This window comes from Caulobacter sp. GW821-FHT09A05 (genome assembly GCF_059418465.1).
In genome coordinates, this window is sequence record NZ_JBWKPX010000049.1 from 1 (window position 1) to 23,819 (window position 23,819).

At 69.7% G+C, this 23,819-nt stretch carries 26 protein-coding genes; 17 read left to right on the forward strand and 9 right to left on the reverse strand.

Going from position 1 to position 23,819, the window contains the following annotated elements; translation table 11 throughout:
* The first annotated feature begins 402 nt into the window (after window positions 1–402).
* From AC07NX_RS25415 to AC07NX_RS25440, 6 genes are all read left to right on the forward strand, one after another.
* The gene (locus AC07NX_RS25415; RefSeq protein WP_494645802.1) at window positions 403–1,929 is read left to right on the forward strand and encodes a sensor histidine kinase; all 1,527 of its coding nucleotides are present in this window, start codon (window positions 403–405) and stop codon (window positions 1,927–1,929) included.
* A 170-nt stretch (window positions 1,930–2,099) separates the two neighbouring features.
* Window positions 2,100–2,747: a phosphoribosylanthranilate isomerase gene (locus AC07NX_RS25420; RefSeq protein ID WP_494645804.1), complete on the forward strand. Its 648-nt coding sequence runs from the start codon at window positions 2,100–2,102 to the stop codon at window positions 2,745–2,747.
* Window positions 2,748–2,763: 16 nt separating this feature from the next.
* The gene (gene trpB, locus AC07NX_RS25425) at window positions 2,764–3,984 is read left to right on the forward strand and encodes a tryptophan synthase subunit beta (RefSeq protein ID WP_494645806.1); all 1,221 of its coding nucleotides are present in this window, start codon (window positions 2,764–2,766) and stop codon (window positions 3,982–3,984) included.
* A 13-nt stretch (window positions 3,985–3,997) separates the two neighbouring features.
* Window positions 3,998–4,825 (forward strand): tryptophan synthase subunit alpha, encoded by an 828-nt coding sequence (gene trpA / locus AC07NX_RS25430; protein WP_494645808.1) that lies wholly within the window; start codon window positions 3,998–4,000, stop codon window positions 4,823–4,825.
* A gap of 11 nt (window positions 4,826–4,836) precedes the next feature.
* A complete protein-coding gene (locus AC07NX_RS25435; protein WP_494645850.1) occupies window positions 4,837–5,763 on the forward strand; it encodes an acetyl-CoA carboxylase carboxyltransferase subunit beta in 927 nt (308 codons plus the stop codon).
* Window positions 5,764–5,941: 178 nt separating this feature from the next.
* Window positions 5,942–7,255, forward strand: coding sequence for a bifunctional folylpolyglutamate synthase/dihydrofolate synthase (locus AC07NX_RS25440; RefSeq protein ID WP_494645810.1), 1,314 nt, complete (start codon window positions 5,942–5,944; stop codon window positions 7,253–7,255).
* Window positions 7,256–7,257: 2 nt separating this feature from the next.
* Here AC07NX_RS25440 and AC07NX_RS25445 read toward each other — a convergent pair whose 3' ends face one another.
* Complete coding sequence (locus AC07NX_RS25445) at window positions 7,258–7,533, reverse strand: hypothetical protein (protein WP_494645812.1); 276 nt, start codon at window positions 7,531–7,533, stop codon at window positions 7,258–7,260.
* A 222-nt stretch (window positions 7,534–7,755) separates the two neighbouring features.
* Between AC07NX_RS25445 and AC07NX_RS25450 the strand changes: the two genes are divergently transcribed.
* The gene (locus AC07NX_RS25450; RefSeq protein ID WP_494645814.1) at window positions 7,756–8,112 is read left to right on the forward strand and encodes a glycine zipper 2TM domain-containing protein; all 357 of its coding nucleotides are present in this window, start codon (window positions 7,756–7,758) and stop codon (window positions 8,110–8,112) included.
* 64 nt (window positions 8,113–8,176) lie between these two features.
* Here AC07NX_RS25450 and AC07NX_RS25455 read toward each other — a convergent pair whose 3' ends face one another.
* The 4 genes from AC07NX_RS25455 to AC07NX_RS25470 are packed head-to-tail and all read right to left on the reverse strand — an operon-like array spanning window position 8,177 to window position 10,216.
* The gene (locus AC07NX_RS25455) at window positions 8,177–8,689 is read right to left on the reverse strand and encodes a DsbE family thiol:disulfide interchange protein (RefSeq protein WP_494645816.1); all 513 of its coding nucleotides are present in this window, start codon (window positions 8,687–8,689) and stop codon (window positions 8,177–8,179) included.
* On the reverse strand, window positions 8,686–8,853 hold the full coding sequence (gene ccmD / locus AC07NX_RS25460; RefSeq protein ID WP_494645818.1) for a heme exporter protein CcmD: 168 nt from the start codon (window positions 8,851–8,853) through the stop codon (window positions 8,686–8,688). The genes AC07NX_RS25455 and ccmD overlap by 4 nt, the downstream gene beginning before the upstream one ends.
* Window positions 8,854–8,856: 3 nt before the next feature.
* Window positions 8,857–9,603, reverse strand: a complete 747-nt coding sequence (ccmC, locus tag AC07NX_RS25465) for a heme ABC transporter permease CcmC (protein ID WP_494645820.1) — start codon at window positions 9,601–9,603, stop codon at window positions 8,857–8,859.
* Window positions 9,604–9,661: 58 nt separating this feature from the next.
* Complete coding sequence (locus AC07NX_RS25470) at window positions 9,662–10,216, reverse strand: Spy/CpxP family protein refolding chaperone (protein ID WP_494645822.1); 555 nt, start codon at window positions 10,214–10,216, stop codon at window positions 9,662–9,664.
* A gap of 140 nt (window positions 10,217–10,356) precedes the next feature.
* On the opposite strand from AC07NX_RS25470, the gene AC07NX_RS25475 reads away from it, so the two are divergent.
* The 3 genes from AC07NX_RS25475 to AC07NX_RS25485 all read left to right on the forward strand — a co-directional run bounded on the left by AC07NX_RS25475 (window position 10,357) and on the right by AC07NX_RS25485 (window position 12,267).
* Complete coding sequence (locus AC07NX_RS25475; protein ID WP_494645824.1) at window positions 10,357–10,707, forward strand: DUF3147 family protein; 351 nt, start codon at window positions 10,357–10,359, stop codon at window positions 10,705–10,707.
* 78 nt (window positions 10,708–10,785) lie between these two features.
* Complete coding sequence (locus AC07NX_RS25480; protein ID WP_494645826.1) at window positions 10,786–11,682, forward strand: DMT family transporter; 897 nt, start codon at window positions 10,786–10,788, stop codon at window positions 11,680–11,682.
* Window positions 11,683–11,688: 6 nt separating this feature from the next.
* A complete protein-coding gene (locus AC07NX_RS25485; protein WP_494645828.1) occupies window positions 11,689–12,267 on the forward strand; it encodes a hypothetical protein in 579 nt (192 codons plus the stop codon).
* Here AC07NX_RS25485 and ccmB read toward each other — a convergent pair.
* Both ccmB and ccmA read right to left on the reverse strand, forming a co-directional pair.
* Window positions 12,220–12,885, reverse strand: coding sequence for a heme exporter protein CcmB (ccmB, locus tag AC07NX_RS25490; RefSeq protein ID WP_494645830.1), 666 nt, complete (start codon window positions 12,883–12,885; stop codon window positions 12,220–12,222). The genes AC07NX_RS25485 and ccmB overlap by 48 nt on opposite strands.
* On the reverse strand, window positions 12,882–13,496 hold the full coding sequence (gene ccmA / locus AC07NX_RS25495) for a heme ABC exporter ATP-binding protein CcmA (RefSeq protein WP_494645832.1): 615 nt from the start codon (window positions 13,494–13,496) through the stop codon (window positions 12,882–12,884). The genes ccmB and ccmA overlap by 4 nt, the downstream gene beginning before the upstream one ends.
* Before the next feature lie 193 nt (window positions 13,497–13,689).
* Between ccmA and acnA the strand changes: the two genes are divergently transcribed.
* The 3 genes from acnA to AC07NX_RS25510 all read left to right on the forward strand — a co-directional run bounded on the left by acnA (window position 13,690) and on the right by AC07NX_RS25510 (window position 18,212).
* On the forward strand, window positions 13,690–16,377 hold the full coding sequence (acnA, locus tag AC07NX_RS25500; RefSeq protein WP_494645834.1) for an aconitate hydratase AcnA: 2,688 nt from the start codon (window positions 13,690–13,692) through the stop codon (window positions 16,375–16,377).
* A gap of 194 nt (window positions 16,378–16,571) precedes the next feature.
* Window positions 16,572–17,288 (forward strand): DUF1223 domain-containing protein, encoded by a 717-nt coding sequence (locus tag AC07NX_RS25505; protein WP_494645836.1) that lies wholly within the window; start codon window positions 16,572–16,574, stop codon window positions 17,286–17,288.
* Between the two features lie 597 nt (window positions 17,289–17,885).
* Window positions 17,886–18,212 carry a DUF2794 domain-containing protein gene (locus AC07NX_RS25510; protein WP_494645838.1) on the forward strand — a complete coding sequence of 109 codons (327 nt, stop codon included), beginning with the start codon at window positions 17,886–17,888 and terminating at the stop codon, window positions 18,210–18,212.
* An 86-nt stretch (window positions 18,213–18,298) separates the two neighbouring features.
* Here AC07NX_RS25510 and AC07NX_RS25515 read toward each other — a convergent pair whose 3' ends face one another.
* Window positions 18,299–19,051: a Bax inhibitor-1/YccA family protein gene (locus AC07NX_RS25515; protein WP_494645840.1), complete on the reverse strand. Its 753-nt coding sequence runs from the start codon at window positions 19,049–19,051 to the stop codon at window positions 18,299–18,301.
* A 146-nt stretch (window positions 19,052–19,197) separates the two neighbouring features.
* Between AC07NX_RS25515 and AC07NX_RS25520 the strand changes: the two genes are divergently transcribed.
* The gene (locus AC07NX_RS25520) at window positions 19,198–20,265 is read left to right on the forward strand and encodes an aldo/keto reductase (protein WP_494645842.1); all 1,068 of its coding nucleotides are present in this window, start codon (window positions 19,198–19,200) and stop codon (window positions 20,263–20,265) included.
* Between the two features lie 7 nt (window positions 20,266–20,272).
* Here the strand turns inward: AC07NX_RS25520 and AC07NX_RS25525 are convergent, their stop codons facing one another.
* Window positions 20,273–21,064 (reverse strand): energy transducer TonB, encoded by a 792-nt coding sequence (locus AC07NX_RS25525; protein WP_494645844.1) that lies wholly within the window; start codon window positions 21,062–21,064, stop codon window positions 20,273–20,275.
* Window positions 21,065–21,213: 149 nt separating this feature from the next.
* On the opposite strand from AC07NX_RS25525, the gene thpR reads away from it, so the two are divergent.
* Genes thpR through AC07NX_RS25540 form a run of 3 tightly spaced genes read left to right on the forward strand, consistent with a single transcriptional unit; the run spans window position 21,214 to window position 23,739 of the window.
* Window positions 21,214–21,750: an RNA 2',3'-cyclic phosphodiesterase gene (gene thpR / locus AC07NX_RS25530; RefSeq protein ID WP_494645846.1), complete on the forward strand. Its 537-nt coding sequence runs from the start codon at window positions 21,214–21,216 to the stop codon at window positions 21,748–21,750.
* 54 nt (window positions 21,751–21,804) lie between these two features.
* On the forward strand, window positions 21,805–22,323 hold the full coding sequence (locus AC07NX_RS25535) for a DUF4126 family protein (protein WP_494645847.1): 519 nt from the start codon (window positions 21,805–21,807) through the stop codon (window positions 22,321–22,323).
* Between the two features lie 3 nt (window positions 22,324–22,326).
* Entirely contained in the window at window positions 22,327–23,739 is a 1,413-nt protein-coding gene (locus AC07NX_RS25540) for an FAD-containing oxidoreductase (protein WP_494645848.1), read from the forward strand.
* Window positions 23,740–23,819 lie beyond the last annotated feature (80 nt).

Here is a 23,819-nt window from a genome sequence, read left to right on the forward strand (position 1 = left end):
GTTTCTCCCGAAAGGGATCGAGACCGGGTCCGGCTAAGCCTCAACAGGGCTGCCTACCGGACGCTGGCGGATAACGATGGCGCGGAGCGATCGGCTTCGTCGAAACGGTTACTACTCAAACACTCCGGACGAGGTCCGGCGCTCCGCGACCCTTTCCATAGCCTCAGCGGTTTCCGCGTGAGCATGAGACGTCGTGCCGGTGAACACTTGCCCCCACCTGGCGGCTTCGCCGCCTGTCCGCCCCCAGAGGGGGCGGAGCGCTCTTCCCCCTCCGGGGGAAGACGACCGCGAAGCGGTCCGTAGGGGGCAAGGGCGGAAAGACCCGGTTCCGCCGCGAAATCAACCCACTGCGCGGGATTGCCCCATCGACAGCCGGCGCAACCTGAGCATGATGGCGCACCGATGACCCAAGCCGAGCCACAGGGTGCGATGGCCGCGCGACCGCCGATCGAGACGGAGACCATAACCGCCGGCGGCGCGCCGCTCGCGGCGGCGACGGCGCTCGGCGCCTCGCCCAGCGTCACCACCGCCCTCAAGCACGCCCCGATGGGCATCGCCATCTTCGACGACCAGATGCGCTACCTGGCCGCCTCGCGCCAGTACCTGACCGACCAGGGCATGTCGCCCGACACCCCCCTGCTGGGCCGCCGCCACTACGACGTCTTCCCCCAGATCCCGCAGGTCTGGCGCGACAAGCACGCCCAGGTGCTGGCCGAGGGGGTCGAGCTGCGCGAGGACGAGGGCGACCGCTATGTCGACGGCCACGGCCGCGTCCACTGGGTGCGCTGGTCGATGGCCCCGTGGCGCACGGACGACGGCCGGATCGGCGGGCTGGTGCTCTATACCGAGATGGTCACCGCCGCGGTCGAGGCCCGCCAGCGGCTGCTGGCCGCCGAGGCCCGCTACCGGGCGGTGTTCGACCAGGCGGCGATGGGCGTGGCCCGGGTGTCGGCCAGCGGCCGGTTCCTGGAGGTCAACGACAAGTTCTGCGCCATCACCCGCCGCGACCGCCAGACCCTGCTGGCCTCGACCTTCATGGACATCGCGCCGGGCGAGGACAATGTCGCCACCGTGGTCACCCAGGGCCTGGCCCTGCTGGCCGGCGAGATCGACACCTATGCGCTGGAGCGCCGGGTCGAGGGCCGCGACGGCCCGGTCTGGGTGCACGTCACCGCCTCGCGGGTCGATCCCGGCGACGGGCGGCCCTATCTGGTGGTGATCATCTCCGACATCACCGCCCGCAAGCAGGTCGAGGCCGAGCAGCAGCACTACCAGGGCCAGCTGCGCCTGCTGATCAACGAGCTGAACCACCGGGTGAAGAACACCCTGGCCACCGTCCAGTCGATGGCCAGCCAGACCCTGAAGACCGAGGCCGACCCGCTGATCGCCTTCGAGAAGTTCGAGTCGCGGCTCCTGGGCCTGTCGCAGGTGCACGACGTGCTGACCCGCGAGAGCTGGCACGGGGCGGGGCTGCGCGACGTGGCCGAGCGGGCCCTGGCGCCGTTCGTGCCACCGGGCCAGGAAGGCTTGGGGGCCCCCGAGCGGCTGGTGGTCGAGGGTCCGCCGGTCTGGCTGGCCCCCGGCGGGGCCCTGACCATGGCCCTGATCTTCCACGAGCTGGCGACCAACGCCCTGAAATACGGCGCGCTGTCGAACCGGCGGGGGGACCGCGACGGCGGCGGCCGGGTGGTGCTGGCCTGGACCTATGACGCGGCGACCCGCGACCTGGCCCTGACCTGGACCGAGACCGGCGGCCCGCCGGTCGCCCCGCCCACCCGCCGTGGCTTCGGCTCGCGGCTGATCGAACGCAGCCTGCGCGGCGAGCTGAAGGGCGCGGCGACCATGGACTATCGGCCGGACGGCCTGGTCTGCGCCATGCGGGCGACCTTGCTGGACCCGGTGGAGGGGAGCGGGCCGCTGGGGGGCTAGGCGGCCAACACTTGCCCCCTACGGACCGCTCCGCGGTCGTCTTCCCCCACAGGGGGAAGAGCGCTCCGCCCCCTATGGGGGCGGACAGACGGCGAAGCCGTCAGGTGGGGGCAAGGGGGTGAGCCGCTGACCCCTTGCGCCAACCCTTCGCCGCACGTACCTCCCCGACCATGACCACCACCAAGGCCAAGATCTGCGGGCTCTCCACGCCCGAGAGCGTGACCGCCGCCGTCGCCGGCGGCGCGGCCTATGTCGGCTTCGTGTTCTTCGCCAGGAGCCCGCGCAACCTCGACCCCGAGGCCGCCGCCCGCCTGGCCGCGCCGCTGCGTCAATCGCCGGTCAGGACCGTGGCCGTCACCGTCGATCCCGACGACACCCTGGTCGACCGGCTGATGGCCACCCTGAAGCCCGACCTGATCCAGGTGCACGGCCGCGAGACCCCCAGCCGGGTCCGCGAGATCGCCCAGCGCTCGGGGGCCGGGGTGATCAAGGCCTTCTCGGTCTCGTCGGCCTCGGACGTCGACCAGGCGATCGCCTTCGACGGCGTCGCCGAGCACCTGATGTTCGACGCCCGACCGGTGGAAGGATCTGCTTTGCCCGGCGGAACGGGCGCAAGGTTCGACTGGAGCCTGCTGGCGGGCCGGCGATTTTCTCGCCCGCATTTCCTGGCCGGGGGGCTGGATCCGTGGAACGTCGCCGAGGCCGTCCGGGCCTCCGGCGCGCCGCTGGTGGACGTTTCCTCTGGCGTCGAGCGGGGTCCCGGCCTAAAGGACCCGGCTCTGATCATGGCGTTCCTGGACGCCGTCAAACGCGCCTGACGTCTGGAAAGAGCCCGTGAACGCTTCGGTGAAACCCAACGACTGGTCGGCCTATCCCGACGCCAAGGGCCGCTTCGGCGACTATGGCGGCCTCTATGTGGCCGAGACCCTGATGCCGCTCGTGCTCGAGCTGGACCGCGCCTACACCGAAGCCAAGAACGATCCGAAGTTCCAGGCCGAGCTGAAGGGCTACCTGACCCACTATGTCGGCCGCCCCAGCCCGCTCTATTTCGCCGAGCGCCTGAGCCGGCATCTCGGCGGGGCCAAGATCTATTTCAAGCGCGAGGAGCTGAACCACACCGGCGCGCACAAGATCAACAACTGCATGGGCCAGATCCTGCTGGCCCAGCGCATGGGCAAGACCCGGATCATCGCCGAGACCGGCGCGGGCCAGCACGGCGTGGCCAGCGCCACCGTCACCGCCCGCTTCGGCCTGCCCTGCGTCGTCTATATGGGCGCCGTCGACGTGGCCCGGCAGAAGCCCAACGTCTTCCGCATGAACCTGCTGGGCGCGGAAGTGCGCCCGGTGACCTCGGGGGCCGCGACCCTCAAGGACGCCATGAACGAGGCGATGCGCGACTGGGTCACCAACGTGGCCGACACCTATTACATGATCGGCACCGCCGCCGGCCCGCACCCCTATCCGGCCATGGTCCGCGACTTCCAGGCGGTGATCGGCAATGAGACCCGCGAGCAGATCCAGGAGCAGGAAGGGCGCCTGCCCGACGCCGTCGTCGCCTGCGTGGGCGGGGGCAGCAACGCCATCGGCATGTTCCACCCGTTCCTGGCCGACGAGACGGTGAAGATCTACGGCGTCGAGGCCTCGGGCCACGGGCTGGAGACCGACAAGCACGCCGCCTCCCTGACCGGCGGCCGCCCGGGCGTGCTGCACGGCAACCGGACCTACCTGCTGCAGGACGACGACGGCCAGATCCAGGACGCCCACTCGATCTCGGCCGGCCTCGACTATCCCGGCATCGGGCCGGAGCACTCGTTCCTGCACGACGTCGGTCGGGCCCAGTACCTGACCTGCACCGACGACGAGGCCCTGGCCGCCTTCCAGCTGTGCGCCGAGCTCGAGGGCATCATCCCGGCCCTGGAAAGCGCCCACGCCCTGGCCAAGCTGCCGCAGCTGGCCAAGGAGATCGGCGAGGGCGGGGTGATCGTCCTGTGCCTGTCGGGCCGGGGCGACAAGGACATCTTCACCGTGGCCGACGCCCTCGGGCGGACGATCTAGGGCTAGAGCGACTTTGACCAAAGACCGTATCGATCGCCGGTTCGCCGCCCTGAAGGCCGAGAACCGCGCCGGCTTCGTCTCCTACGTGATGGCCGGGGATCCCGACGCCGCCACCGCCCTGGCGATCCTCGAGGGCCTGCCGGCCGCCGGGGCCGACCTTATCGAGCTGGGCTTCCCGTTCTCGGACCCGATGGCCGAGGGCCCGACCATCCAGCGCGCCAGCCAGCGCGCCCTGGCCCAGAAGATGACCCTGAACGGCACGCTGGACCTGGTCCGCGCCTTCCGCCAGGGCGACCAGGACACCCCGCTGATCCTGATGGGCTACCTCAACCCCCTGGTGAACAAGGGCTTCGAGACCTTCGCCCGCGAGGCCGCCCAAGCCGGCGTGGACGGGCTGATCGTCGTCGACTGCCCGCCGGAGGAGGCCGATCCGCTGGCCGACGCCCTGGAGGCCCACGGCGTCTCGCTGATCCGCCTGGCGACCCCGACCACCGACGACGCGCGCCTGCCCGCCGTGGTCCGCCGCACCTCGGGCTTCCTCTACTACGTCTCGGTGGCCGGCGTGACCGGCGTCAAGTCAGCCGACGCCGGCGACGTGGCCCCGGCCGTGGCCCGGCTGCGCGCCGCCTCCGGCCTGCCCGTGGCGGTCGGCTTCGGCATCCGTACGCCCGAACAGGCGGCCGCCGTGGCCCGGATCGCCGACGCCGCGGTCGTCGGCTCGGCCCTGGTGGACGAAATCGAGTCCGCGGCCAAGGTGAACGAAAACGTGACCGAGAAGGTTCTTCTCAAGGCGTCGGAGCTGGCTAAGGCTGTGCGGTCGGCGCGACTCGAAATGGCGTGAGGCTGAAGGCTATGGCGATGGCTGAACCCCAGGGGCCCAAGAAGGGCGACAAGACCAAGGTCGCGAACGAGCGGCGCGGCGGCTGGCTGTCGCGGATCGCGCCCGGAGTGCGCGGCGCGTTCGCCAAGCGCGAGACGCCCGAGAACCTGTGGGTCAAGTGCCCCGACACCGGCGAGATGATCTACCGCTCCGACCTGGAGGCGGCCCTGTGGGTCACCCCGGCCGGACGCCACATGCGCATCGGTCCCGAGGCGCGGTTCAAATACACCTTCGACGACGGCGTCCACGAGGTCCTGCCGACCCCGGCCGTGGTCGAAGACCCGCTGAAGTTCTCGGACGGCAAGCCCTACAAGGACCGCCTGGCCGCCGCCCGCAAGGCGACCGGCGAGCAGGACGCCATGGCCATCGCCTTCGGCAAGGTCGGCGGCGTCGACGCCGTGGTGCTGGTCCAGGACTTCGCCTTCATGGGCGGTTCGCTGGGCATGGCCGCGGGCGAGGGCTTCATCGCCGCCGCCGAAGCCGCGATCCAGCGTCAGGTCCCGCTGGTGGCCTTCACCGCCGCCGGCGGCGCGCGCATGCAGGAAGGGGCCCTGTCCCTGATGCAGATGGCCCGCACCACCCTGGCCATCAATGCGATGAAGGACGCCGGCCTGCCCTATGTCGTGGTGCTGACCGACCCAACCACCGGCGGCGTCACCGCCTCCTACGCCATGCTCGGCGACGTGCACCTGGCCGAGCCGGGCGCCCTGATCGGCTTCGCCGGCCCGCGGGTGATCGAGCAGACCATCCGCGAAACCCTGCCGCCGGGCTTCCAGCGCTCGGAATACCTGGTCGAAAAGGGCATGGTCGACCGCGTGACGCACCGCAAGGACCTGCCGGCCGTCCTGGGCTCGATCCTGGGCACGCTGATGATGGGCCGGGCGCTGAAGGCGGCGTGACCAACGACCTCCACCTTCCCCCCTTGCGGGAGAAGGTGGCCTCCGAAGGAGGTCGGATGAGGGGTCGCACCGCCCTTTCCGTTGAGCCCTTGACGCCAATCGGCCACCGTTCATCGACCCCTCATCCGTCGGCTGCGCCGACACCTTCTCCCGCAAGGGGAGAAGGAAGGTTCACTGAATGACCGACCACCTCCGCGCCCATGACGCCGCGCTGGCGCGGCTGCAGGCCTTGCATCCCAAGCTGATCGACCTGTCGCTGGAGCGGATGGTCCGGCTGTGCGCCGCGTTGGGCGATCCGCACAAGAAGCTGCCGCCGGTGATCCACGTGGCCGGCACCAACGGCAAGGGCTCGACGGTCGCCTACCTGCGCGCCATGGCCGAGGCCGCCGGCCTGAGGGTCCACGTCTTCACCTCGCCGCACCTGGTGCGCTTTTCCGAACGGATCCGCCTGGCGGGGACGCTGATCACCGACGAACACCTGGCCCAGGTGCTGGAGCGGGTCGAGGCCGCCAACGCCGGCCTGCCGATCACCTTCTTCGAGATCACCACCGCCGCGGCCTTCCAGGCCTTTTCCGAGGTCCCGGCCGATCTCTGCCTGGTCGAGGTCGGGCTGGGCGGGATCCTGGACGCCACCAATGTCGTCATGCCGGCGGTCAGCGTCATCGCCCCGATTGACATCGACCATCGCGAGTTCCTGGGCGACACCCTGGCGGCCATCGCCCAGGAGAAGGCCGGGATCATCAAGCCCAACACCCCCGTCGTCTCCGCCCGGCAGCAGGAAGAGGCCGAACGCGTCGTCGAGCGCGAGGCCGACCTGTTCGAGGCGCCCCTGACCCTGATGGGTCGCGACTTCGACGCCTGGAACGAGCGCGGCCGCCTGCTGGTGCAGATGCAGGATCGGCTGCTGGACCTGCCGGCGCCGGCCCTGCCGGGCGAGCACCAGTTCGCCAACGCCGGCCTGGCCGTGGCGGCGCTGCTGGTCCTGGACGATCCGCGCATCGACGAGGCGGCTATGGCCCGGGGGGTCGCGGCCGCCGCCTGGCCGGCGCGGTTCCAGCGGCTGACCGCCGGTCCCCTGGCGGAGCGGGCCCGGGCGGCGGGGGCCGACCTCTGGCTGGACGGCGGCCACAACCCCCATGCCGGCCGGGCCGTGGCCCGGGCCCTGGGCGACCTGGCGGCGCGCGACGGCCGGCCGGTGGCCCTGATCTCCGGCCTGCTGGCCAACAAGGACGCCGCGGGCTTCTTCGCGCCGTTCGCGCCGCTGAAGGCCAGGGTCTTCTCGGTGACCTTCGAAGGCCATGCGGCGGCCAGCTCGGCCCAGACGGCGGCGGCGGCGGAACTGGCGGGCCTGCGCGCCCATGCCTGCGACAGCGTCGAAGCGGCGCTCGACAAGGCGCTGGCTATGGAACCGACGCCGCACGTGCTGATCTGCGGCTCGCTCTACCTGGCGGGCGAGGTGCTGGCGATGAGCCCGGAGACCTGGCCCGCCTAGGGCTAGACGACGATGTTCAGCAGCGAGCCGGGGCGCAGGATCGTCCGCGGCTGCTCGGCCGGCTGGACGAATGGCCGGGCCGGCGCCTGGCGCTGCGGTTGGGCCTGGGTCTGCAGCTGGACGGCGATCGGCGGCGCGGTCGGCCGGGCCGCGGCGGCGTCGCTGACGGCCGCCTGGAAGAACGCCGCCGCGCGCGAGCCGCCAGCCGCCGACGAGCCCTGCGGCGAAGCGGGTCTCGTGGGGACGGCCGGCAGGCCGGTCGGGCGGATCGTGCTCATGAACGCGACTCTATCATGGTTAATGCAGGGTCGGCGAGCATGGTCAACGCGCGGTTAATGGTCGCGGTTCGGCTGGGGAAAACACGGCGAAAACCGGCCGCCAACCTGAACGCCAGATGAAAGTCGGGTCGCCGACACCGTTCAGGCGGCGGGTCGTAGGGTGTCCTCGAGATCGACCGGATCGGGGCCGGTCGGACGCGAATTGAAGGAAAGGGACACCCGATGCGTACCGCCACCAAGACCACCCTCTCGATGATCGCCGCCGCCACGGCCGCCCTGAGCCTGGTTTCGGCCCCGAGCTTCGCCTCGGCCCACGACGGCTACTACCGCGACCACCACCGCTATGAGTCGCGCTACGACAGCCGTTACGATCGTCGCCATGACCGCCGCTATGACCGCTACGAAAGCTGCCGCACCGACCGCAAGCGCGGCAAGGCGACCGGCGCCGTGATCGGCGCCCTGGCCGGCGGCCTGCTGGGCAACTCGGTCTCGAACGGCAACCGCACCCCCGGCACCCTGCTGGGCGCGGGCGTCGGCGCCTACGCCGGCAGCCAGATCGGCAAGGGCCATCGCTGCTAAGCCGCGATCCCGCCAGGCAAGACAAGGGCCCGGGCCGGCGCAAGCCGCCCGGGCCTTCCTGCGTCTACCGCAGCTTGCCCAGCATCTCCTGGACGTCGGCGTCGGTCAGGGGGCCGCTGTGCTTGGCCAGGATCACGCCGTCGGCCCCGACCAGGAAGGTCTCGGGCACGCCCGTGACGCCGAACTCGATGCCGGCCCGGCCGTTGCGGTCCATCAGCTTGACGGCGAACGGGTCGCCCAGCTCGGCCAGGAAGGCCTGGGTGCGGGCCGGCTCGTCCTTGTAGGACACCCCGACCAGGGTGACGCCCTGGGCCTTCAGCGCCATCAGCTGCGGGGCCTCGACCCGGCAGGGGGCGCACCAGGAGGCGAAGAAGTTGATCAGCCGCGGTCCCTTCGGCGCGTCTTGCACGGCGACCATCGCCCCGGTGTCGAGATCGGGCAGGACCACGGCCGGCACCGGCTTGCCGACCAGGGCGTGGGGCTGGACGCGCGGATCGTGCTTGAGGGCGTAGCCGGCGAACAGCACCCCCAGGGCCAGCAGCACGATCAGCGGGGCGAAACCGATCCAGCGCCTCACGACGTCTTCGTCTCCCGCCGGGCCTGCAGCCGCTCGACCTCGCGCCGCCAGCGGCGGGCCGAGGCCAGGCTGTCGGCGATCATCCAGACGAAGGCGCCCGCCGTCAGGGCGAAGGCCGGCCAGACATAGACGGCGTACTTGCCGGCGTCGAAATCGAAGTGCACGCGCTAGCCCTCCGCCTGTTGCAGGGCCAGGGCCCGGGCCTTGCGCCGCCAGACCAGGGCGCGGATCCGCACCAGCCACAGCGACCCGAAAGCCGACACATAGGCCAGGCTCATCACCAGCATCGGCCAGGCATAGACGGCGGGCAACCGGTTCTCCGGCTTGGCGAACAGGGTGGAGCTGCCCTGGTGCAGGCTGTTCCACCACTCCACCGAGAACTTGACGATCGGCAGGTTGATCAGGCCGACCAGGGCCAGGATGGCGGCGGCGCGGGCCGCCTTCTGCTCGTCCTCCAGGGCCGAGCGCAGGGCCAGGTAGCCCAGATAGAACAGCAGCAGCACCAGCACCGAGGTCAGGCGGGCGTCCCACACCCACCAGGTCCCCCACATCGGCTTGCCCCACAGCGAACCGGTGGCCAGGGCCAGGGCGGTGAAGGCCGCGCCCAGCGGGGCGCAGGCCACGGCGGCGGCGTCGGCCAGGGCGTGACGAAACACCAGGGCCAGGAAGCTGGCTATGCCCAGGCACAGATAGACGAACAGCGACAGCGAGGCGGCCGGTACGTGGATGAACATCATCCGCACGGTGTCACCCTGCTGATAGTCCTCCGGCGCGGCGAAGGTCAGGACCAGGCCGACCGCGGCCAGCACCGCGGCGATCACGCCGAACATCGGCGCGGCCCAGCGGGAAAAGGCCATGAACCGCTCGGGGTTGGTCAGGAAGTCCAGCGGATGATGTGGATCACGGGCGCCCATGTCCGAGCCTTAGAAGACCTGGCGGGCGCCCGCAATCGTGGAGGTTACCTAGTCGGCCCTAGTCGGCCTTGGGGCGCTCGCCCGGCATCCCGCCCGGACCGCCCTTGAAGTGGCGGAATTCGACGCGGCGCATCATCGGGCCGTGGCCGCCGGCCATCGGTCCCAGGGCGTCGAAGGCCTTCTTCTGGCTGGGCGACAGGGCGGCGTAGAAGGCGCGGGTGGCCTCGAGGCGGGCCTTGGCGCGGGCCAGGTGCTCGGCCTCGCGATCCAGCCGTTCGGGCGTGGTCAGCGGCTTGCGCGGCGCGTCGACCGTTTCCCGCTTTGGCCGCTCCTTGTCCCAGTCCTTGGGCGCGACGGCGTCCAGATAGGCCTTGAGGGCCCCGTCCTGGTCGGCGCGCAGCTGCAGCACGTCGCGCAGGTGCTGGGCGCGGGCCTCGGGGTCGAGGCGGTGGTGGCGCATCATCGGCGGCGGGCCGTCCGGACCGCCGGGACCCTCGTCGGCCATGGGCGGCGGCCCCGGCGGCGGGGCGTCCTGGGCGACGGCGGCGGCCGCTGTGGCGAGGGTCAGGGCGGCCGCGGCCATCAGGGCCAGGCCGCGCGGTTGCAAGCGCATGAAGGTGCTCCAGTGGAAATATCCCTGAAGCGAACCTCCATTCTCCGTGTAACCCGGGAATGTCAGAACCTCCCGGGAATGTTGCAGTCCTGACGGAGGACGCGATGCACGAGACCTTCACGCCCTGAGGAGGCGCCGCGATGCTCTACCTGTTGGCCAAGGCCGCGATTTCGGGCGTGATCATCGCCCTGGTGTCCGAGATCGCCAAGCGCCAGCCGGGCTTCGCCGCCCTGGTCGCCTCGCTGCCGCTGATCTCGATCCTGGGCATGCTGTGGCTGTGGCGCGACACCCACGACGTCAAGCGGATGGCCGCCCATGTCGAGGCGACCTTCTGGTACGTGCTGCCGTCGCTGCCGATGTTCCTGGTCGTGCCGGCCCTGCTGCGGCGGGGCGTGAACTTCTGGATCGCGCTGGGCGCGGGTTGCGCGATCACCATCGGCCTCTATCTGACCATGACGGCGATCGGTCCACGCTTCGACCTGAAGCTGTGACTGCCGCCACGTCCTGACACGCCGCCGGGCTAGGGACGTCTATCGCCGCCCCCGCGAACACGGTTAGAAGCCCGGCCCATGAACCGCACCGCCAAACGCCTCGCCTTCCTCGCCCTGATCGTCGCCGGCCTCTGCTGGGGCCTCGGCTTCCCGCTGGGCAAGCTGGTGCTGCGCGAGACCGACGCCGCGCACATGGTGCTGCTGCGCTTCGCCGTGGCGGCGGTGGTCGCCGCGCCGTTCGCCCTGAGGACCGCCGAAGCCAGGGCCCTGTTCCGGTCCCCCGTCATCCTGCTGGCCGGCGCGCTCTACGGCGTCGCCTTCATGGTGCAGTTCGAGGGCCTGGCCCATGTCAGCGTCACCCTGGCGGCCCTGCTGGTCGGGGCCATGCCGGCCCTGATCGCCATCTCGGCCAAGCTGCTGGGCGAAAAGGTCAGCCGCGCCTCGTGGGGCGGGGTGGCCGCCGCGACGCTGGGGGCCGCCCTGATCGCCGGCAAGCCCGACGGCGCCGGCTCGCCCCTGGGGGTGGCGCTGTCGCTGGGGTCCCTCTTCATCTTCCTGGCCTGGCTGATCGTGCTGCGCCGCGCGCCCAAGACCACGAACGCCATGGCCATCCCAGCGGTGACGGTGATCGTCGCCGCCTTCGCGGTCCTGCCGATCGCCTGGGTCATGCACGGGCCGCCGAAGCTGGATCTTTCGCCCGTCGCCTGGGGCGGCATCCTGGGTCTGGGCGTGCTGGGCACCCTGCTGGCCACCGCCGCCTGGCAGTTCGGCTCGGCCCGGGTGGGCAGCGCCAGCGCCGGGGTGTTCATCAATATCGAGCCGCTGATGGGCGCCTGCGTCGGGGTGCTGCTGTTCGGCGACCACCTGACCTGGGCCCTGGCGGCCGGCGGGCTGATGATCATCGCCGGCAGTTTCGCCGTGGTGCTGGGCGAACGGCATGCGCCGCCGGTGACGGCGAGCGCGGGGCCGATCTAGGGGGCTATGGCTTCTGACCTGATCGGCCGGACCTCGACCATGGGTGGAAAGCTGTCCAGCAAATGGCAAAGTGCTGGAATGAGCAATCTCACCTTTCTCCACTTGAACACTGACTGGAACGCGGAGCCGAATGCGCCGTCGCTCAAGGTCGATGTGTCGGGCGACACGGTGGAACTGTCGTTCTACCTAAATCCCTTCTCCTACAAGGCTGACGAAGGCGAGGTCGGCAGAGTTCGGTTTTCCGGGTGTAGCCGCTGGCGGTGGGACGCCACTAACGATCACGCTTGGTTCGACGGAAAAGGCCGCTTCAGCCAACAGGCTCCCAAATGGGGCGAATTCTACGAAATCACCGGTAGCGATCCAACGGCCGACGGTCTGGATTGGGAAGTCATCACGCCTGATCGCCTCGATGCTCGTCACTTCCTGTTCTATTTTCGAGACGAGGCTATTGAGTGCATCGCCGCTGATTGGTCTCTCACACGCGAGGGCCAAAGCGTCCCCGACGTCTCAAGGGCGAACGTTGGCGTTCTGGAAGGTCTAATCCAGCGCGTTGCGACACGCCGCCGCCATGGCGATCGGGCCTAGCGCCACCGCTGCCGCCGAATAGGCCAGGAGCAGCAGCAGGCCGCCCGTCCACGGCAACCCGCCGGCCAAGGCGTCCAGGGCGCCGGCCCCGAAGATCACCGGCGGCACGTAGAGCGGCAGGACGATCACCGCCACCAGCAGGCCGCCGCGCTTGCTGCCCAGGGCGAGACTCGCCCCCAGCCCGCCGAGGAACGAGAAGGCCAGACCCCCGGCCAGGGCGCAGGGGACCAGCAGCGGGATGATGGCCGGCGAGGCCCCCAGGGCCAGGGCGGCGATCGGGGCGGCGAAGGCCAGCGGCGCGCCGGCCGCCAGCCAGTGGGCCAGGCACTTGGCCACGGCCACGGCCTCCAGCGGGGCGGGACCGAGGGCCAGCAGGTCGAGCGCCCCGTCCTCGAAGTCGCGCTCGAACAGCCTTTCCAGCGAGAGCAGGGCGGCCAGGGCCAGGGCCAGCCAGGCGATGCCGGGGGCCAGCGACGCCAGCCGCTCGGGCGCCCGGCCGGCCGCCAGCGGCAGCAAGGTCACGACGCAGGCGTAGAAGGCCAGGGCCAGCAGCGGGCCGCCGCCGTTGCCCCAGGCCAGGGCCAGCTCGCGGCGCAGCAGGATCAGGAACGCCCTCATCCGCCGATCTCCACCACCCGGCAAGGCACCGGCAGGGGATCATGCACCGCCGCCAGGATCATGCCGCCGCCGGCCAGATGCTCGGCCATCAGCACGCCGAAGCCCTCGCGGTGGCCGGCGTCCAGCGGCGCCATGGGCTCGTCCAGCAGCCACAGCGACCGGGGGCTGGCCAGCAGCCGGGCCAGGGCCACCCGCCGGCGTTGGCCGGCCGACAGGCGGCGGACCTCCAGCTCGAGCAGGCGGTCCAGGTCCAGCCGCGTGGCCGCGTCGCGCGCCGAGGCCTCGGTCCCACCGGTCCAGCGGGCCTGGAACAGCAGCTCCTCCCAGGCCGAACGCGTCGACTTCAGGCCGTCGTGATGGCCGACCATGTGCAGGGCTTCGGCACGCACGGCCTCGGCCTCCAGCGGACCGGCCTCGCCGTCGAAGCCGATGACGCCTTCGGACGGCCGCAACAGTCCCGCCACGGCCCGCAGGAGGCTGGTCTTGCCGGCCCCGTTGCGTCCGGTCAGGGCCACGGCCTGTCCGGCCGAAACCTCCAGGTCCAGTCCCGAGAACAGCCGCCGTTCGCCACGAACAAGACTTAAGTCCTTGATGCGAATAGTTCTCAACATAGGCCGGAAGCCCTCAAGACCCTGCCCTGTGCATGGACGTTGCCGACGGCGACGGCTAAGAAGCCCTCGGCCGTCACCCTCCGCATTGGATGGGGCGTACGCGGCGCGAGGATGGACGCTGTGGGTCCGCCTCGATCGCGCGATCCCTGGAGAGGTTTTCCGGCGGCCGTGGACAGAGAAGGGATCCTTCGAAATGGCGTCTGTAGACAGCCTCAAAACCCGCCGCGAACTTGTCGTCGGCGGCAAGACCTACGTCTATTACAGCCTTCGCGCCGCTGAGGAAGCCGGTCTGGCCGACGCCAGCAAGCTGCCGGTGTCGATGAAGGTGCTGCTGGAGAACCTGCTGCGCTACGAAGACGGCGTATCGGTCAACGAAGCCGACCTCAAGGCCGTGGCCAACTGGCTGTCGAACAAGGGCAGCGTCGAGCACGAAATCAGCTTCCGCCCGGCCCGCGTGCTGATGCAGGACTTCACCGGCGTTCCGGCCGTCGTCGACCTGGCCGCCATGCGCGACGCCATGGTCGCCCTGGGTTCCGACCCGGCCAAGATCAACCCGCTGAACCCGGTCGACCTGGTCATCGACCACTCGGTGATGGTCGACAACTTCGGCAACCCCAAGGCCTTCGAAGACAACGTCGCCAAGGAATACGAGCGCAACCTCGAGCGCTACCGCTTCCTGCGCTGGGGGTCGTCGGCCTTCAACAACTTCCGCGTCGTGCCCCCGGGCACCGGAATTTGTCACCAGGTGAACCTCGAGTACCTTGCACAAACCGTCTGGACCGCCGCGGTCGACGGCGCCGAGGTGGCCTATCCCGACACCGTCGTCGGCACCGACAGCCACACCACCATGGTCAACGGCCTGTCGGTCCTGGGCTGGGGCGTGGGCGGCATCGAGGCCGAGGCGGCCATGCTGGGCCAGCCGATCCCGATGCTGATCCCGGAAGTCATCGGCTTCAAGCTGACGGGCGCCATGCCGGAAGGCGCGACGGCCACCGACCTGGTGCTGACCGTCACCCAGATGCTGCGCAAGAAGGGCGTGGTCGGCAAGTTCGTCGAGTTCTACGGCGACGCCCTGGCCAACCTGACCCTGGAAGACCAGGCGACCATCGCCAACATGGCTCCGGAATACGGCGCCACCTGCGGCTTCTTCCCGATCAGCGCCTCGACCGTGGCCTATCTGAAGGGCACCGGCCGCGACGCCGCCCGCGTCGCCCTGGTCGAAGCCTACGCCAAGGAGCAGGGCCTGTGGTGGGAGCCGGGCGTGCCCGAGCCGACCTTCACCGACACCCTGGAGCTTGACCTGTCGTCGGTGCTGCCGTCGCTGGCCGGCCCCAAGCGCCCGCAGGACCGCGTGCTGCTGACCGAGTCCGCCGCCAAGTTCGCCGAGTCGCTGACCGGCGAGTTCGGCAAGGCCGAAGCGCCGAACGCCCGCGTGCCGGTCGAAGGCGAGAACTTCGACGTCGGCCACGGCGACGTGGTCATCGCGGCCATCACCAGCTGCACCAACACCTCCAACCCCAGCGTCCTGATCGCCGCCGGCCTGCTGGCCAAGAACGCGGTGGCCAAGGGCCTGAAGGTCAAGCCGTGGGTGAAGACCTCGCTGGCCCCCGGCTCGCAGGTGGTCACCGACTACCTGGCCAAGGCCGGCCTGACCAAGCACCTGGACGCCCTGGGCTTCAACCTGGTCGGCTACGGCTGCACCACCTGCATCGGCAATTCGGGCCCGCTGCCGGAGAACATCAGCAAGGCCGTCAACGACGCCGACCTGGTGGCCTGCTCGGTGCTGTCGGGCAACCGCAACTTCGAAGGCCGCGTGAACCCCGACGTCCGCGCCAACTACCTGGCCTCGCCGCCGCTGGTGGTGGCCTACGCCCTGGCCGGCTCGATGAAGATCGACCTGACCAGCGAGCCGATCGGCCAGGACAAGAAGGGCAACGACGTCTTCCTGAAGGACATCTGGCCCTCGAACGAGGACATCGCCGCCCTGCAGCGCAAGTCCGTCACCGAAAAGATGTTCGCCAGCCGCTATGGCGACGTCTTCAAGGGCGACAAGAACTGGCAGGGGATCAAGATCACCGGCGGCCAGACCTACGCCTGGGAAGGCGACTCGACCTACGTCCAGAACCCGCCCTACTTCCCCAACATGTCGATGACCCCGACCCCGGTCACCGACATCGTGGAAGCCCGCGTCCTGGCCGTGTTCGGCGACTCGATCACCACCGACCACATCAGCCCGGCCGGCTCGATCAAGAAGACCAGCCCCGCCGGCCAGTACCTGATCGACCACGGCGTCGACCCGCTGGACTTCAACGGCTACGGCGCCCGTCGCGGCAACCACCAGGTGATGATGCGCGGCACGTTCGCCAACATCCGCATCCGCAACAGGATCACCCCGGACATCGAAGGCGGCGTGACCAAGCACTTCCCCTCGGGCGAGGTGATGTCGATCTACGACGCGGCGATGAAGTATCAGGCCGAGGGCCGTCCGGCCGTGGTGTTCGGCGGCAAGGAATACGGCACCGGCAGCTCGCGCGACTGGGCCGCCAAGGGCACCAAGCTGCTGGGCGTCCGCGCGGTGATCTGCGAAAGCTTCGAGCGCATCCACCGCTCGAACCTGGTCGGCATGGGCGTGCTGCCCCTGCAGTTCGTCCAGGAAGGCTGGCAGAAGCTGGAGCTGACCGGCGAGGAGATCGTCTCGATCCGCGGCCTGCAGGACCTGGCGCCGCGCAAGCAGCTGATCGTCGAGCTCTACCGCCCGACCGACGGCCGCATCGCCCGCTTCCCGGTCCGCTGCCGCATCGACACCCCGACCGAGCTTGAATACTTCAAGAACGGCGGCGTGCTGAACTACGTGCTGCGCAACCTGGCCAAGGCCGACTAGACGCGACGCGCATCGCGCCCCTCGGGGCGTCGAAAAGATGAAGCCGGGTCCCTTCCTTCCAGGAGGGGGCCCGGCTTTTTCTTTGGGTTCCTTCGGGTTTCGGTCGAGGAAATGTCTTCTTTTCCGCGAGAAGGCCGTCCTTCACGGCCTCGTGAACGGCCATCGTCCGCGATCTTGGCTTAAGTGCCCCGCACATGCGTCAGGCCCTGATCTCCCTCGTCCTTACCACCCTCGCGGGTTTCTCAGCCGCGCCCGCTTTCGCCGCGAAACCCCCGGTGGTCGTCGAGCTGTTCACGGCCCAGGGTTGCTCCTCCTGCGGTAAGGCCAACCAGGTCATCGCCGACATGGCCGACGACAGGGGCGTGCTGGCCCTGACCTATTCGGTCGACTACTGGGACTATCTGGGCTGGACGGACACCTTCGCCAAGCCGGCCTTCGCGGCCCGCCAGCGCGCCTACGCCCAGAAGTTCTCGCTGCGTGACGTGCCGACTCCGCAAGTGGTGGTCGCCGGACGCGAGCAGGCCTCGGGCGCCAAGGCCGAGGCGGTCGAGACCCTGGTCAAGGACGCCGCCAAGGCCCCGTCCAATCCGCCCGACATGGAATTCGTCGGCGACGGCGGCCGCGTCGCGGTCGGCTCGGGCCCCGCGCCCCGCGGCGGCGGCGAGGTCTGGCTGGTGCGCTACGACCCGCGCGAGCAGGACATCGCCGTCAAGCGCGGCGACAACCGCGGCCAGACCCTGGTCCACCGCAACGTGGTGCGGGAGCTGGTCCGCCTGGGCCCCTGGAACGGCCGACCCAAGCTCTATCGCCTGCCGGCGGCCGGCGACGACGCGCTGCGGACGGTGATCCTGGTCCAGGGCGCCAAGGGCGGCCGGGTGATCGGCGTGCTGCAGGACGCGGCGGAGAAATAGGTCCGTCCCATAAAGAAAGGCCCGCGCGGGGAGGGGATGCCGCGCGGGCCTCTTAGGGGGAGGGGAATGTTAGACCGTCGGCCGACCGGAGCCCGGGGTCGGAGGGCTGGGGGGCAATCAGGGTCCGAGCCAGGACGTCCGATCAGCCGACAGTGATGTTATGGCGGGCCAAGCCGGCGCTCGAAGGGCGCGATCAAGGTCGTTTCACGGCGGTTCGTGTCCGGGATGTGTCGGCCGGTCGAGGGGCGTGATTCGGGAGGGCGTCGGACGGCGCGCACGCGAAAACCCCACGTGGAGAGGGGCGCCACGCGGGGTTCTTGAGCGGGTATTCCAGAGGGCTGTCTGTCGGCCGACCGGCCCACGATCAAGGGGGCTGGGGGGGCTGTTCAGGATCCTGAACCGCAGGATGTCCGATCAGCCGACAGCCTCAAGATGGCGAGGCAAGCGGGCGGCGACAGGTCCAAATTAAGGTCATTTCGTGTCCGCGTTCGAGGCCGCGGAGATTATCGAGCGCTGCTGTAGCGGGGCTGCAACGCCGGACCGGCCGTGCACGGCGGCGCTCGCGTCCAGGCCCGATTTGGGTTTAGGATTCGTCCGATGGCCCTGGATTCCCGCCCTGCCGCCGGCGTCGTTTTCTTCGAGCGCCGCGAGATCGACCAGCTCATGCGGCTGTATGGCCGGATGGTCGCCGCCGGCGAGTGGCGCGACTACGGCATGGCCGGCCAGGCCGATCATGCGGTGTTCTCGGTCTTCCGCCACGCCGCCGAGGCGCCGCTCTACCGCATCGAGAAGCGCCCGGCCCTGGCCCGCAAGCAGGGCGAATGGGCGGTGATCGGCCAGGGCGGACTGACCCTCAAGCGCGGCCACGACCTGGCCCAGGTGCTGCGGATGTTCGACAAGGGCCGGTTCAAGGTGGTGGATTAGGGCCGCCCTGCGTCCTTCGAGGCCTTCAAACAAAAAGCCCCAGCGGTTTCCCGCCGGGGCTCTGGCGTTTCAGGTCCGACCCGGATCTAGCGGCGCGAGCCGAAGATGCTGAGCAGGAATTGGAACAGGTTGATGAAGTTCAGATAGAGGTTCAGCGCGCCGTAGTTGGTGGCCACCGCCATCGACTGCTGGTCGCCGCCCATCTGGTAGTAGCTCATCTTCAGGTTCTGGGTGTCGTAGGCGATCAGGCCCGCGAAGATGAACACGCCCAGAATGCTGATGATGAAGCTGAGGCCCGGCAGGTGCAGGAACATCTGGACCAGCGAGGCCAGCACCAGGCCGATCAGGCCCATGATCAGGAAGCTGCCGAAACCGGTCAGGTCCTTCTTGGTGGTGTAGCCGAACAGGCTCAGGCCGCCGAAGGCGATGGCGGTGATCAGGAAGGTCGTGAACACCGACTGGATCTGGTAGACCAGCAGCCACAGGCCCAGGCCCGCGCCGATCGAGGCCACCAGCGCCCAGTACAGCGCGCCGGACGAGCGGGCGGTCGGGTTACGCATGGCGAAGATCGACACCAGGATCATGGCCAGCGGCGCGAAGCGCAGCACCATGCCCAGCACCGTGAAGCCCGCCAGGCGACCGTCCGGGGTCAGCACGTAGAGCAGGTTGGCGACCGGAGCGTAGGCGGTCGTCAGGAAGGCCAGGGCGGCCGAGAGCAGAAGACCCAGCGCCACCTTGTTGTAGACGCCGAGCATGAAACTACGCAGGCCGGCGTCAACCGACATGTCGGCGCGATCCGCCGGGATCGAGCGCGCGTAGCCGCGGTTGAAGTCGTTCATCGGGTTAAGGCCCTTCGAAAAAGCAGCGCGCCCGTGTTGGACGCTCCTCGAATATCGGGGTCCCGGCAGGATCATGCAAGATGTTGCGCTTTCTGCGGCGCGCCCCAGCCTCTATTCAGTTTCCGCGCATCTTCGATGGGGATCACATGGACTACGTGGAACTCGGCCGGACCGGCATCCAGGTCTCGCGCTGCTGCCTGGGCACCATGACCTGGGGGTCGCAGAACAGCGAGGCGGAAGCCCACCAGCAGATGGACTACGCGCTCGCCCAGGGCGTGACCTTCTGGGACACCGCCGAGATGTACGCCAGCCCGCCCAGTCCGGAGACCCAGGGCAGCACCGAGCGCCATATCGGCGCGTGGCTGAAGAAGACCGGCAAGCGCCACGAGATCGTCCTGGCCTCCAAGGTGGCCGGCCGGGGCGCGGCGTTCGGCGGCCTCTCGTGGATGCGGCCCGACGGCGGCCCGACCCGCCAGACCAAGGCCCAGATCGACTACGCGGTCGAGCAGTCGCTCAGGCGCCTGGAGACCGACTATCTGGACCTCTACCAGCTGCACTGGCCCGACCGCCCGGTGCGGGTGTTCGGCGGCCAGACCTACAAGGACTACGAACAGGACTTCGAGGCCTTCGGCGACATCCTCGAGGCGCTGGACGCCCACGTGAAGAAGGGGACGATCCGCGCGATCGGCGTCTCCAACGAATTCCCGTGGGGCGTGATGCGCTTCCTGGCCGAGGCGGAGTCCCCAAGAAGTGGAGGTGGGGGCCTGCCGCGCATCGCCTCGATCCAGAACGCCTACCACCTGGCCAACCGCACGTTCGAATACGGCCTGGCCGAGATCGCCCTGCGCGAGCAGGTGGGCCTGCTGGCCTATTCGCCGCTGGCCCAGGGCGCCCTGACCGGCAAGTACCTGGACGGCAAGCTGCCCGAAGGTTCGCGCAAGGCGCTCTACAACCGCATGCAGCGCTATGAAGGCCCCGGCGCCGAGCCGGCGATCCGCGGCTATGTCGAGCTGGCCGCCCATTTCGGCGTCGACCCGGCCCAGCTGGCCCTGAAGTTCTGCGACACCCGCGAATTCGTCACCGCCACCATCATCGGCGCCACCACGATGGACCAGTTGAAGACCAACATCGCCGCCTTCGACCTGGCCTGGACCGAGGAGATGGAAAAGGCGGTCAACGCCCTGCACGCCCTGCAGCCGAACCCGTGTCCGTAGAACCGACCTACGGGGTGTCCTGCGTCATCCCCCTGCCGGTCAGCCAGTTCCACATGAACGGGATGATGACCGTCGCCGAGGCCGTCGCCAGGCCGTCGGCGGTCTTATAGGGCGCGCGGAACAGGCTGACGGACTCGCGCATGGCCTTCTCCGTGCCCGGCGTGAGATCACCGCTGAAAAGGCAACCGTCCAGCAGGCCCTCGGTCGTGATCGTGCAGACCGCGAAGGTCAGGCCCTGGGCGGGCTTGGCCGCGTCGATCAGGCGCGCATTCTGCTTCGCCGTCGGACGCTCGTCCCACATGAAATAGTGGCCCTGGCACATTCCCACGTCGTCCGGGCAGGGGATGGTCGGCGCCTTCTCGTCGTCGGACGTCTCGACCGGCGCGGCCACCACCGGCGGCTGGGTTCCGACACGCGTTAGGACCATCGCCTCGTCGCCGATTTCGGGCCGCTCCGACGCCGCCTCGAAAATAATCGGGACGGTGACCACGCCGCCGTCCACGGGCTTGCCGTCGATCAGTTTGGGGCTCATCCGAAACATCGGGCTCAGCGATAAGGCCGCGTCGCCGAAACCGTAGCCCTCGGGACTTTCCCGCATCACCACGCAGCCGATCAGCCGGCCTTCGGCGTCGACGTCGCAGGTAATCACGGCGCGGCCCGAAACGAACTGGTCCTTGGCCTTGGAGGGGTAGAACCGCTCCATGTCGTCGCCCGTCGGCTTTTGCACCCAGTCGGGGTCGCGGATCGTCCTGGCCGGATCCGCCTGCGCCCCGGTCGCGCCCACGACCAGAGCGGCCAAAACGCCCCCTAAACCTTGCAAAAGTCGCTTCATTTTCGCGCCCCCGATCCTGTCGTCGGGGCTACCAGCGCGCGCGCGACCTTGCAACCTGCAGCCGTGAAAGCTCGCCGCGCCTTGCCTGCCGGGGCTGGCTCGCTAAGTTCCCGCCCATGATCCGCCTGTTCACCGCCGTCGCCATTCCCGCCGAGATCGGCGACCGCCTCTTGCCCCGCCAGCACGGAATCGAGGGCGCGCGGTGGCGGCCGCGCGAGGCCTTTCACATCACCCTGAAGTTCATCGGCGACGTCCAGGAGACAACCGCCGCCGACCTGGACGAGGAACTGCGGGGAATCGAAGCCCTGGCCTTCGACTTGGAACTGCGGGGCGTCGGCCATTTCGGCGAGGGGATCGAGATCCACGCCGTCTGGGCCGGCGTCGCCGAGAACGCCGACCTGCGCCGCCTGGCCAAGGCCAACGAGAGCGCCGCCCGCCGGGCGGATTTGAAGCCCGAAACCCGGGTCTATACGCCGCACGTCACCCTGGCCTATCTGAAGCGTCCCGCCGTGCCCGAGGTCGCCGCCTGGATCCAGGCCAACAACCTGCTGCACTCGCCACCGTTCCGCGTCGACCGCTTCGGCCTCTATTCCAGCTGGCGGACCAGCGAGGGTTCGGCCTACCGGCTGGAAGCGGAGTATCCGCTGGGCTGATCCTCGCGGCCGCCGTTCAACCAAAGCCGAAACGTCCAAGAACGGCGTTCGCCCTTGCGGTTTGATCACGCCGCGCGCCAGATCACGGCGGCGCTCGGCCTGGAGATCCGCATGTCGCTCTATCTGTTCGCCCTGCTGATCGGGGTCGTCGCCGGCCTGCGCGCCATGACCGCCCCGGCCGCCGTCGCCTGGGGCGCGCATCTGGGGCTCTATTCCCTCGAAGGCACGCCGCTCGCCTGGGTCGGCGGGACCATCGCCACCTGGGTGTTCACCGCCCTGGCCGTGCTGGAGCTGGTCGCCGACCAGCTGCCCAAGACCCCCAGCCGCAAGGTCCCGGTGCAGTTCGGGACGCGGATCGTCAGCGGCGCCTTCTGCGGCGCCGCCCTCGGCATGACCCAGGACGCCTGGATCGGCGGGGCCGTGGCCGGCGCCCTCGGCGCGGTGATCGGCACGCTGGGCGGGGCCGAGGCGCGGGGCCGCCTGGCCAAGGCGTTCGGCCGGGACCTGCCGGCCGGCCTGCTGGAGGACGTGGTGGCGATCGGCGGCGCGGCCCTGATCGTCTCGGCCGTCTGATCCATGGCCGTCCCCGATTCCGAAACGCGGAGCTTCGACGCCATCATCATCGGGGCCGGCCAGGCGGGCCCGGCCCTGGCCGGACGGCTGACCGCCGCCGGCTGGACGGTGGCCGTGATCGAACGCAAGGACCTCGGCGGAACCTGCGTCAACACCGGCTGCATGCCGACCAAGACCCTGGTGGCCAGCGCCTACGCCGCCCACTTGGCGCGGCGCTCGGCCGACTACGGCGTCGTGCTGCGGGGCGAGGTCGGGGTCGACATGAGGCGGGTCCACGAGCGGGCCCGCGCCGTCACCCTCAACGCCCGGGGCAATCTGGAAACGTGGCTGGGCGGCATGAGGGGCTGCACGGTCTTCCGGGGCCACGCCCGATTCGAAGGGGCCAACACCGTGCGGGTCGGCGACGACCTGCTGACCGCCCCGAAGATCTTCCTCAATGTCGGCGGTCGCGCCAACGCGCCGGCCATGCCGGGCTTGGACGACATCGCGTACCTGACCAATGTCGGCATGATGGCGGTCGAGACCCTGCCGGCCCACCTGGTGATCGTCGGCGGCAGCTATATCGGCCTGGAGTTCGCCCAGATGTACCGGCGCTTCGGGGCCGAGGTGACGGTGGTCGAGATGGGTCCACGCCTGATCGGCCGCGAGGATCCGGAAGTCTCCGACGCCGTGCGCGAGATCCTGGAGGCCGAGGGGGTGAACATCCGCCTGAACGCCGAGTGCATCGCCTTCGCGCCCAGCAGGACGGAGGGGGGTGATCAGGGCGTCTGCGTCCACGTCACCTGCCAGGACGGCGCGCCCCAGGTGGTGGGTTCGCACGTGCTGCTGGCCATCGGCCGCAGGCCCAACACCGACGACCTTGGCCTGGACAGGGCCGGCGTCGACGTCGATGCGCACGGCTACGTGGTCGTCGACGACCAGCTGCGGACGAGCAATCCCGGCGTCTGGGCGCTGGGCGACTGCAACGGCAAGGGCGCCTTCACCCACACCGCCTATAACGACTTCGAGATCGTCGCCGCCAACCTGCTGGACAATGATCCCAGGAAGGTCAGCGACCGCATCGCCTGCTACGGCCTGTTCATCGACCCGCCGCTGGGCCGCGTGGGCCTGACCGAGGCCCAGGCCCGCGCCACCGGCCGGCCCCTGCTGGTCGGCCATCGCCCGATGACCCGCGTCGGCCGGGCGGTCGAGAAGGGCGAGACGCAGGGCTTCATGAAGGTGGTGGTCGACGCCGAGACCAAACAGGTCCTCGGGGCGGCGATCCTGGGCCTGAACGGCGACGAGGCGGTCCACGGCCTGGTCGACCTGATGTACGCCAAGGCCCCCTACACGGTGATCCAGCGGGCGGTGCACATCCACCCGACCGTGTCGGAGCTGATCCCGACGATGCTGGGCGAGCTGAAGCCGCTGGCGTGATTTTCCTTCTCCCCTTGCGGGAGAAGGTGTCGGCGGAGCCGACGGATGAGCAACTGTGTTTATCGTGCGTACTGCGGATC

Excerpts from the sequence above, each read along its gene's own strand:
- AC07NX_RS25415 (WP_494645802.1), top strand. The coding sequence starts at position 403 with ATGACCCAAGCCGAGCCACAGGGTGCGATGGCCGCGCGACCGCCGATC.
- AC07NX_RS25420 (WP_494645804.1), top strand. The coding sequence starts at position 2,100 with ATGACCACCACCAAGGCCAAGATCTGCGGGCTCTCCACGCCCGAGAGC.
- AC07NX_RS25435 (WP_494645850.1), top strand. The coding sequence starts at position 4,837 with ATGGCGATGGCTGAACCCCAGGGGCCCAAGAAGGGCGACAAGACCAAG.
- AC07NX_RS25440 (WP_494645810.1), top strand. The coding sequence starts at position 5,942 with ATGACCGACCACCTCCGCGCCCATGACGCCGCGCTGGCGCGGCTGCAG.
- AC07NX_RS25445 (WP_494645812.1), bottom strand. The coding sequence starts at position 7,533 with ATGAGCACGATCCGCCCGACCGGCCTGCCGGCCGTCCCCACGAGACCC.
- AC07NX_RS25450 (WP_494645814.1), top strand. The coding sequence starts at position 7,756 with ATGCGTACCGCCACCAAGACCACCCTCTCGATGATCGCCGCCGCCACG.
- ccmC (WP_494645820.1), bottom strand. The coding sequence starts at position 9,603 with ATGGGCGCCCGTGATCCACATCATCCGCTGGACTTCCTGACCAACCCC.
- AC07NX_RS25470 (WP_494645822.1), bottom strand. The coding sequence starts at position 10,216 with ATGCGCTTGCAACCGCGCGGCCTGGCCCTGATGGCCGCGGCCGCCCTG.
- AC07NX_RS25475 (WP_494645824.1), top strand. The coding sequence starts at position 10,357 with ATGCTCTACCTGTTGGCCAAGGCCGCGATTTCGGGCGTGATCATCGCC.
- AC07NX_RS25480 (WP_494645826.1), top strand. The coding sequence starts at position 10,786 with ATGAACCGCACCGCCAAACGCCTCGCCTTCCTCGCCCTGATCGTCGCC.
- AC07NX_RS25485 (WP_494645828.1), top strand. The coding sequence starts at position 11,689 with ATGGCTTCTGACCTGATCGGCCGGACCTCGACCATGGGTGGAAAGCTG.
- ccmB (WP_494645830.1), bottom strand. The coding sequence starts at position 12,885 with ATGAGGGCGTTCCTGATCCTGCTGCGCCGCGAGCTGGCCCTGGCCTGG.
- ccmA (WP_494645832.1), bottom strand. The coding sequence starts at position 13,496 with ATGTTGAGAACTATTCGCATCAAGGACTTAAGTCTTGTTCGTGGCGAA.
- acnA (WP_494645834.1), top strand. The coding sequence starts at position 13,690 with ATGGCGTCTGTAGACAGCCTCAAAACCCGCCGCGAACTTGTCGTCGGC.
- AC07NX_RS25505 (WP_494645836.1), top strand. The coding sequence starts at position 16,572 with ATGCGTCAGGCCCTGATCTCCCTCGTCCTTACCACCCTCGCGGGTTTC.
- AC07NX_RS25510 (WP_494645838.1), top strand. The coding sequence starts at position 17,886 with ATGGCCCTGGATTCCCGCCCTGCCGCCGGCGTCGTTTTCTTCGAGCGC.
- AC07NX_RS25515 (WP_494645840.1), bottom strand. The coding sequence starts at position 19,051 with ATGAACGACTTCAACCGCGGCTACGCGCGCTCGATCCCGGCGGATCGC.
- AC07NX_RS25520 (WP_494645842.1), top strand. The coding sequence starts at position 19,198 with ATGGACTACGTGGAACTCGGCCGGACCGGCATCCAGGTCTCGCGCTGC.
- thpR (WP_494645846.1), top strand. The coding sequence starts at position 21,214 with ATGATCCGCCTGTTCACCGCCGTCGCCATTCCCGCCGAGATCGGCGAC.
- AC07NX_RS25540 (WP_494645848.1), top strand. The coding sequence starts at position 22,327 with ATGGCCGTCCCCGATTCCGAAACGCGGAGCTTCGACGCCATCATCATC.